Origin of the sequence: Candidatus Cardinium sp. cByotN1, assembly GCF_022810525.1 — a bacterium.
Taxonomy (GTDB): Bacteria; Bacteroidota; Bacteroidia; order Cytophagales; family Amoebophilaceae; genus Cardinium.
In genome coordinates, this window is record NZ_JAACGG010000097.1 from 1 (window position 1) to 5845 (window position 5845).

The 5845-nt window shown below is 35.9% G+C and carries 4 protein-coding genes; all 4 read right to left on the bottom strand.

Features of this window, described 5'->3' with window-relative positions; all coding sequences use genetic code 11:
* Window positions 1–289: 289 nt before the first annotated feature.
* From MUW73_RS02805 to vgrG, 4 genes are read right to left on the bottom strand one after another with little or no spacing between them, the layout of a single operon-like run.
* On the bottom strand, window positions 290–2794 hold the full coding sequence (locus MUW73_RS02805) for a hypothetical protein (protein ID WP_243018665.1): 2505 nt from the start codon (window positions 2792–2794) through the stop codon (window positions 290–292).
* A gap of 2 nt (window positions 2795–2796) precedes the next feature.
* Window positions 2797–3201, bottom strand: coding sequence for a GPW/gp25 family protein (locus tag MUW73_RS02810; protein WP_243018666.1), 405 nt, complete (start codon window positions 3199–3201; stop codon window positions 2797–2799).
* A gap of 23 nt (window positions 3202–3224) precedes the next feature.
* Window positions 3225–3533: a PAAR domain-containing protein gene (locus MUW73_RS02815; protein ID WP_243018667.1), complete on the bottom strand. Its 309-nt coding sequence runs from the start codon at window positions 3531–3533 to the stop codon at window positions 3225–3227.
* Between the two features lie 56 nt (window positions 3534–3589).
* Window positions 3590–5380, bottom strand: coding sequence for a type VI secretion system tip protein VgrG (vgrG, locus tag MUW73_RS02820; protein WP_243575233.1), 1791 nt, complete (start codon window positions 5378–5380; stop codon window positions 3590–3592).
* Window positions 5381–5845 lie beyond the last annotated feature (465 nt).

The window sequence follows — 5845 nt, forward strand, 5'->3', positions numbered from 1 at the left end:
AAAAGTGCGATCAGAAAGCGAAGTTTACAGATGAAAAGAAAAACAGTTGCCGGGATGGATTGCAGGTAGGCTCCTGTTTTTCCAGCTGTAAACGAAGCTTTCAGCTACTTTTTTCATCAGCGCTTGATTTTTTGGTTACTTTTTTATCAAGAAAAAAGTAACAACAAAAATTCATTTGCTACTAATTTCGTCAACGTAAACCAAAGAGTTGCTAAATATAATCGAAGAAAAACCACAGTCGTGAACGGATACAATGGTATCTGTTCTCGACTTTGATAAAAAATTTCCTCTAAGTTGCCGTTATTGGTGGCTCAGGTACTGTTGCTTTCGTATGCGATTCTATAAGGTCCATCAACACCTTGCCTGCTGCATCTGTTTCTGTTTTGTCAGCGTTAGGATTAGTTTTTAATTGTATCCATGATTTGTAGACCTTTTCAAAGTTTTCCATATCTTGAAAGTCTAACCATAAAATATTGGTAAATATGTGCGCTGGACCTTCCATGATAACCATTTCTTCTACAGCATGTCTAAATAAAGATTTTTGAAATCTGGCTGGCCATGCAGGGAATACCATGGTCATGATAAACGAATAAGGATCTTCTTCTGTTGTTAAGGTATTATCGCTTCTAAGCAAAATATGTTCTATTAAATGAAAGCCTTCGCATGCTTTACTCAACTTTCTAAACAATTCTACACTTTGTTGTACCATAGCCTCTGCTTGCTCAATGTTACTAAGTGATTCACTACCAGTCACTAGCTCAATAGTCTGCTTTTTTACTTTGTCTATATAAAGTAAAATGCTATAGGTGTCGTTGCCTGTTTTGATAATATTATAATATTCTTCATTGATGCCATAAGACATAACTAACGATTGGATGTTTTGATATTTTCCCCTAAAGATCAATAGATCATCATATTCTGTTTGAGAATTCTTACCTAGAAAAATATCCAAATTCCACTGTGTAGATTGTTTTTCTAGATACATATTGTCCTTGACTATCTGATGTAAAAAACATTTTTCTAAGCTTTTAATACCTAAATTACGATAGATACGTTGCTTAAAACCGGATGGAACATGGTTGATCGAGTGATTGATCTCATTCATGGTTATATGACCCGCTCGGTTTCTGTTTTTACTGATATCAATGTAATCCTTTAGAAAAAGTGCTTTATTGTTATTAAATTCATCCAGTCGTTGCTCTTCATTTTTAGGATAAAGGTGAAGGGAGTAGATGGTAAATCGCTCTGCAAAATAAGCTAACAAATGGTCTAATACCCTTGATCGCTTATCTAAGCTTCGAATATCACTTTCTAATGCTCGATTTATGTAAGAATAGTAGGTTTTTTCTGTTTCACTAGTTTGTTTTTTGTCTGTATCATATAGATTAACATCTTCCTTTTTTAGGTCTAAATACTTTCTTTGTATGACAAATTCAATATCATTACCTGGATCTGTCTCTGGAGTAGGTTGTTTTATAATGGTCTCCATTCTAGGTACATCTAAAGGTAAACGACCATTAGGCTTATTATAATCCTGGCTATAGATGGCCATAGTGTGTTTGATATTCGATAATTGACCCAAATAATTGGCAAAAAGCTGGTCAAAAAACATTAGATAGCTTTTTAATTGCTTTGCTTTAGCCTGATTTTCAGGTTTTTCAGAAGGTGTACATCCTTCATGTCCTACATTATAGAGTAAAGGAAAATCTTGCTGTATAGAAATATGGTCTTCTAAGTTTCTATAGTTGCCTTCTAAAACAAAGATATCTTCTGCTTGTAGATAGGCTTTTGTTAAAGTACCCCTTCCTTTTATATCTTCAAGCATATCCATAACCTTCTTCCAGTCTGTACTGATCGGTAGACCATTGTAATAAAGGATAATTTCACTTTGTGGAATATCCAGTACTAAAGATCGGTCTGGTAAAACAGGTATGGTAAGGCTACTTGTACTTGTATTTCCGTCATTAATAAATAGTTCAAACTTTAGCACATTTTTAATATTGCCCATTTTAGTGGCCTGTTCTAAAAGCTCAACTGCATAGATTCTAGATTTGCTTTTTAAGTAAATTAATTCTTCTTCATCTATAAAACCTTGGGTTAAGAGTGGTCCGGTAAAAATTTGATCTATAGTTCTACCTTTTTCTAGTAATTGGCTAATACTATAAAAGGTAATACGTGGCGAGAGAAATTCTTGGAAAGCAAATAATATTTGAGCAATGATTGTTTCACCCTCTTCATAAGCCAAGCAATTAGCCACCTCAAAGGTCGCTTTAATGCCAATAGGCAATGTTTCCATGGGTTGGACAAGAAAGAAATCTTCACATAGATTCCTGTGTGCACATAATCTTTTATTGATTACATGCAATACTTCTTTTTCTTCTGGTGTATGACTGATACGTTCTTCTACATGCACAAAAATTTTATAACCACCTTTGACTTCTTTTGGCCCATCGCTTAAGAAGATATTGGCATTTTTGACACCTGGAACATCTAGCACGATTTTTAAAAAATCCCACTTAGTTAGTGGATTACACGGAAGAATCTCTTCGGCCTTATAGAATGGTTGTTCATTGAGGTTGTCTATTACATCAGGATCTTTAGCCCATATATCTTCTATATAGAAGTTGGTTCTATATTCTAGATCCATAATGGCAAAGGACAGTACTTCTAAAATGGTGATCCCAGGGTCATGATCTCCATAGTCAGTCCACTTTTTGCCGGCTAACTGTTGAATATAAGCTATTCCCTGTTCCTTTAAAAAAGGATAATCAAGTTCTAGTGGCGTATTGTTCATAGCTATTTGTTATAAATAGGATGATAGCCATATTGGATCGTTGCTTCTATATCTAAGTTTTTAACTTTATAGTGTATGTTAATATCGATAGCTCCTTCTCCGTCATTTGGCGCGGTCAATTTAACATCAAGCACTTCCACTCTAGGCTCATGTTCAGCAATGGTTTGCTTAATGTTATTTACCATAAAGGTTTCCAAGTTAAGATCAAGTTGTTGAAAGGCTAGTGGGGTCAGATCACAACCATATTTATCTTCGATAATGCGCTCACCTATTCTGGTACGCATTAGAATGATTAAACTTTCTTTGATATCATTTAACCCTTTTACCATTTCTACTGTACTGCTATGATGGTTAAAAGAAGGTGGAAATTTCCATCCTCTACCTAAGAAATTAGGGTCATTTTCCATATGAACGCTTGATTAGTTTGATTTTAGCCACCAATTATTACTGTAGGGCATCCTTGCAATATCATGCCCCCCATACCTGTTGTATCGCCTAACCGAGCGGCTGGTTTTTTACCTATTAGAACCGTTAGGGATCCCTTTACAATGGTATCTGGATGAGGTGGCGGGCCATTGCAAAGCATCGTATCTCCCATTCTTGCTGCAGGGAATTTACCTATTAAAACAGTTGGACAGCCTAGCATAATCATTCCTCCCGTAGCATGGGGAATAGGGGGGACACCTGGGGTGATCATAGGACACATATGTTTGTTTAATAATACAGCTGCAGGTGGCATAGTGTTAGGTTCTGTATGATGTGAGTGAAAAATCTACAAAATAATGGTATCAATTATTAATTGATCAGTACGGTTGTACCTTTGATAATGGTTGCCATACCAGATTTAACTTCCGTACTAGCATTACCACTTAAGATGGCTTTCATAGAAGCTTGTGCATTGATATTCATAGTCTTCAAGTTTACATTTTGCGTACCACTTATGATAACATCTTTCCCTGATTTTAGCGTAATACTGGCACTTGCATTTAAATTAATATCCTTGCTACTGGTTAGGTTGATCCCGTCGTTACTTAAAATAACTTTATTGCCATTTTGATCTACCATTTCAATACTTTTTTTCTTATCTGATATCTGAATGATGCCTCCTTTTGCTGTTTTAATAATGATTTCAGGACCTTCTTTATCGTCATGAAAGGTAAACTCTAATTTTTCCCTAGAAACAAAAGACTTAAAAGAATTTTTAGGGTCAACTGTTTTAGGTGGTTTGTGTTTACTACTATGCAGAGAACCTAAAATAATAGGGAAGCGTATATCGTCATTAAGAAAACCTATTACCACTTCATCTTCCAATTCCGGAATAAAAAAAGCACCTGATGATTGCGTAGCATAAAATGAAGCCAATCGACACCAAATACCCTCTTTGGGTTTATCTTGCACCAAAGGAAGATGCACTAAAATTCGATCACTTTTTTGAGGGTCTTGTGTAATTTGTTTGACAACACCAAGTTGTAGTCCATGTATAGGTGGCATCATGCCTGCTGCTGGGAGTGAACCAATGTCATGATATTTGTGCATATAACGCTGCGCATCTAGCCCTAGCGTTAGCGTGGTCTGCCAGGTGCCATCTGATATAATATGCTGAATACCAGATACATAAGCATTTCCTGAGAAGTGATTTGCCCCTTTTTCAAGGGTGATAAGTCCATCATGACGTAATGCAGCATTACCTGCGACGGTGGCAGTGCCTTTTATTTTAGCGATTCTACTCCGGTTGAGTAATCCAGTTGCCAAGGTTTTTATTTCTAAAGGATCTAATAGACCACCGTGCGACATAGCAATCGCACTTTTTTGGGCAGCAGTTATTAATTTTTTATAAGAAATATCACCCATAGACTGTTCTCCCGGATCACTTGCTTTCTCAGTAACCTTATTTTGCTTACTACTATCCCAAGAGAGGGTAGTTGCCCCTGCCCATGGATCTTTTGCATCTATTTCAGCATCAAAATCAATAAAGTCTTTTCCATAAGTATAGGTAAAAGAACCTTGGCCAGTTGTTTTAGGTGTTTTAACTGAAATAACCCCATCATTCACTATGACAATTTGCCCATTTGCTTCGGCGCGAATATTCAAGAAATCCCAATCTGATATTTCATGTTGTGCCATATTTTCATGTACAATAGTTGTGGCTTCAATTTTATGGCTTAAACCACTATAGCTACTTAAAATTTTTTTGAAAAGGTCACTATCCTTGCATTTTTCAAAATGCAAGGTTTTGGGGACAAGAGTAGTCTTATAAGCCATATCTCTGCAAGTTACGGTCAGGGTAGATAATCCCATTGCTCTAGACTGAATTGACAATTTGGCCACTACACCTTCAAATAGTTGATCTAATCTATCATTATAACCGGCTTTTATAGAAATAGCAGCGCCTATGGTAAAAATTTTGTCATTGGTTATGGTAAAAGTTTGCGTCTGCAGATCACCATCATATAGCACTATTTTGGCATAGGGAATTTTATTGATTCTTTTATCCACTATTATAGACTTGATAGGATAGGTTGCATCTAGGGTTTTAGACCCTACTTTTATGGAGTACTTAATGAAATCACCTAATTTAGACGCCATGTAGAAAAAAATAAAGCAAAGAAAAACTTGTTGGGCTTGTGACCATTTAAGTAAAGGTATTTTTTTAGGAAGTAAATGATCAGATAGAACCTAATAGCTTCCCTTTTAGGTTAGCCGAGGCGCTATTCAAATGGCTCATTTAATTAGATGAGCCGGTTGCATAGCCACAAAATGAGTTCTATTTGGGTAAATGATTCCATAAAATTCTAAAATGGCCAGTTTATACCCGTTAATAGGAGCAATTAACTAAATAAAGTGGAATTTTCCAAAAAAGGTTCTCTCGTGTTTATTCTCAATAAGTTATTATTTTAGTATCTGTATATCCAAAATTTGAGTTAAAGTGAAAGTTTCCGTTCACCACTATGGCTTATGCTAGAAAAAAACGCGCCCTTTGAAAAAAGTGCGATCAGAAAGCGCAGTTTACAGATGAAAAGAAAAACAGTTGCCGGGATGGATTGCAGGTAG

Excerpts from the sequence above, each read along its gene's own strand:
- MUW73_RS02805 (WP_243018665.1), bottom strand. The coding sequence starts at position 2,794 with ATGAACAATACGCCACTAGAACTTGATTATCCTTTTTTAAAGGAACAG.
- MUW73_RS02810 (WP_243018666.1), bottom strand. The coding sequence starts at position 3,201 with ATGGAAAATGACCCTAATTTCTTAGGTAGAGGATGGAAATTTCCACCT.
- vgrG (WP_243575233.1), bottom strand. The coding sequence starts at position 5,380 with ATGGCGTCTAAATTAGGTGATTTCATTAAGTACTCCATAAAAGTAGGG.
- MUW73_RS02815 (WP_243018667.1), bottom strand. The coding sequence starts at position 3,533 with ATGCCACCTGCAGCTGTATTATTAAACAAACATATGTGTCCTATGATC.